The sequence below is a fragment of the Rhodoferax sp. genome, from assembly GCF_028689305.1.
In the GTDB taxonomy this organism is placed as follows: Bacteria; Pseudomonadota; Gammaproteobacteria; order Burkholderiales; family Burkholderiaceae_C; genus Rhodoferax.
Map to the genome: position 1 here is coordinate 1 of NZ_JAQTWM010000168.1, position 3,257 is coordinate 3,257.

General features: G+C 63.2%; 2 protein-coding genes. Both read left to right on the forward strand.

The genetic code is table 11. From position 1 onward, the window contains the following. Positions 1 to 337, forward strand: a 337-nt coding sequence (locus tag PHW99_RS18445; protein ID WP_300181206.1) for an NADH-ubiquinone oxidoreductase-F iron-sulfur binding region domain-containing protein, incomplete at its 5' end; no start/stop codon positions are given. Beyond that, on the forward strand, positions 334 to 3,117 hold the full coding sequence (gene fdhF / locus PHW99_RS18450; RefSeq protein WP_300181209.1) for a formate dehydrogenase subunit alpha: 2,784 nt from the start codon (positions 334 to 336) through the stop codon (positions 3,115 to 3,117). The genes PHW99_RS18445 and fdhF, both read left to right, overlap by 4 nt. The last annotated feature ends 140 nt before the right edge of the window (positions 3,118 to 3,257 follow it).

The window sequence follows — 3,257 nt, forward strand, 5'->3', positions numbered from 1 at the left end:
GGACTTGCCGATGGACTTTGACTCGCTGCAAGCCTATGGCTGCTTCATGGGTTCTGCCGCGGTGATCGTGCTCAGCCAGCACGACCGCGCCCGTGACGCGGCACTCAATGCGCTTGAATTTTTTGCCCATGAGAGCTGTGGCCAGTGCACGCCATGCCGGGTGGGCACGGTGCGCGCAGCAGCGTTGATGAAAGCGCCAGTGTGGGACAACGCCGCGCTCGATGACTTGACCGAGGTGCTGGCCGAGGGCTCAATCTGCGGGCTAGGGCAGGCCGCGCCACACCCGATTCGCTGTGTGCAGCGTTACTTTTCACATGAAATTGGAGGTGCTCTATGAGCGGCGTGACGATTGAGCTGGATGGTCGCAAAGTCCAGGTGCAGCCGGGCTTGAGCATTTTGCAAGCAGCTGCCAACTGCGGCGTGGACATTCCCCACCTGTGCACCTGCGACGGATTGCGCACCGAGGGCAATTGCCGCAGTTGTCTGGTGGAAGTGCAGGGCGAACGCAACCTGGTGCCCAGTTGCAGCCGCAGCGTCAAGCCCGGCATGGTGGTGCAGGTCAACAGCCCACGTGCCGTCAAAAACCGTGCGCTGGTGCTGGAGCTGATGCTCTCAGACTTGCCCGCAGGCGGCGGCGACTATGGCGAGCTCAGCGCAGCGGCCATGCAAGCCGGCGTCACAGTTCGACCGGCGTTTCAGGCACAGCGTGCCAGCGTGTGCCACGCGCATGACGACTCTCACCCCGCCATGCAGGTCAACCTGGATGCCTGCATCCAGTGCACCCGCTGTGTGCGCGCCTGCCGCGAAGCACAGGTCAACGGGGTCATTGGCTTGGCTGGGCGTGGTGCTGACACACGCATTGTGTTTGACCTGGCCGACCCCATGGGAGCCAGCAGCTGCGTGGCCTGTGGTGAATGCGTGCAAGCCTGCCCCACCGGAGCCATCAGCGCCCGGCCGCTGGCCACTTTTGCAGCCGATGCGCCCCCAGCTGCTGAAACAACAGTGGACTCGGTTTGCCCCTACTGCGGCGTGGGTTGCCAGCTCACCTACCACGTCAAGGCCAACCACATCGTGCGCGTAGACGGGCGCGATGGCCCGGCCAACCATGGCCGTTTGTGCGTCAAAGGGCGCTATGGTTTTGATTACATCCACCACCCCCATCGCTTGACCCAGCCGCTGATTCGCCGCAGCGATGTGCCCAAAGACGTGAACGTGTCACGCAACCCAGACGACTGGGCTCAGGTGTTTCGCCCCGCCACCTGGGACGAGGCGCTGGACCTTGCCGCAGGCGGTTTGAAAGCCCTGCTTGATCGCCATGGCCCCAAAGCGCTGGCCGGGTTTGGCAGCGCCAAAGGCAGCAACGAAGAAGCCTATTTGTTCCAGAAACTGGTGCGCACCGGTTTTGGCAGCAACAACGTCGACCATTGCACCCGCCTGTGCCACGCCAGCAGCGTGGCCGCGCTGCTTGAAGGCTTGGGATCAGGCGCGGTCAGCAACCAGATCAACGACGTGGCGCACGCTGACTTTTGCCTGGTGATCGGCTCCAACACCGCTGGCAACCACCCGGTGGCAGCTACCTGGATCAAAAATGCCGTGCAGCGTGGCCTGAAGCTGGTGGTGGCCGACCCGCGTGGCACTGATTTGGATAAACACGCCTGGCGCACCCTGCGCTTTACGCCAGACACCGACGTGGCCTTGATCAACGCCATGCTCTACACCGTGTTTGACGAAGACCTGATCGCGCACGACTTCATTGCCCACCGCGTGGACAACGCAGAGGCCGTGCGTGCAGCGGTGCAGTCCTTCAGCCCAGAGGCCATGGCACCCGTGTGCGGCATGCCTGCTGCCACCATCCGCGAAGTGGCGCGCGCCTATGCCAACGCCAAATCCGCCATGATCTTCTGGGGCATGGGCGTGAGTCAGCACACCCACGGCACCGACAACGTGCGCGCCCTGATTGCCCTGTGCATGGTCTGCGGCCAAATTGGCAAGCCTGGCAGTGGCCTGCACCCCTTGCGCGGCCAAAACAACGTGCAAGGTGCCAGCGATGCCGGCCTGCTGCCCATGATGTTCCCCAACTACCAGCGTGTCAGCGACGCGCAGGCCCATGCCTGGTTCGAGACCTTCTGGGGCACGCCGCTGGACTCAGAGCCGGGCCTGACCGTGGTGGAAATCATGCACAAAGCCCTGGCGCCAGATGCCGACCCGCACAAGGTGCGCGGCATGTACATCCAGGGCGAAAACCCAGCCATGAGCGACCCCGACCTGAACCACGCCCGCCAGGCTTTGGCATCGCTCCAGCACCTGGTGGTGCAAGACATCTTTTTGACCGAAACCGCTTGGCTAGCTGACGTGGTGCTGCCCGCCACCGCCTGGCCTGAGAAAACCGGCAGCGTGTCCAACACCGACCGCATGATCCAAATGGGTCGCCAAGCCATCAACCCGCCCGGTGATGCGCGTGCCGACTTGTGGATCATCCAGCAAATGGCTCTGCGCATGGACTTGGACTGGCATTACGCGGGTGATCACCACGGTGTGGCCGCTGTGTATGAGGAAATGCGCCAAACCATGCCCAGCGTGCTAGGCGGTGTGTCGTGGCAGCGGCTGCAAGAGGAAAGCAGCGTCACCTACCCCTGCCCACGAGCGGACGACCCTGGCCAGCCCACCGTGTTCATCGACCGCTTTCCCACCGCCAATGGCCGCGCCCAACTGGTGCCGACCACCCTGACCGCAGAGCACGAGCAGCCCGACCCCGACTACCCCCTGGTGCTGATCACCGGCCGCCTGCTGGAGCACTGGCACACCGGCAGCATGACGCGGCGCAGCCATGTGCTGGACGCGCTGGAGCCAAGTGCCATGGCCAGCGTCAACGCGCGTGAGCTTGCGCGACTGGGCCTGCAACCCGGTGACATGGCACAACTGCGCACCCGCCGTGGCCAGATTGAAGTGATGCTGCGCTGTGACGAAGGCACACCGGACGGTGCGGTGTTCATGCCGTTTGCGTTTGTGGAGGCCGCCGCCAACCTGCTGACCAACCCGCTGCTGGACCCAGTGGCCAAAATCCCCGCGTTCAAATACTGCGCGGTGGCGCTGGAGGCCATGGTGCACACGCCATGACCCCCGAACAACTTGATCTTGCCCCCGAAAAACGGACTCCATAGCTGATGGAAAATTTCAGACATTGGAGAGACCGAAATGAGCAAAAGAATCGATGGACAAGCACGGGGCAAATACACGCTGGAATTCAAACTGGAAGC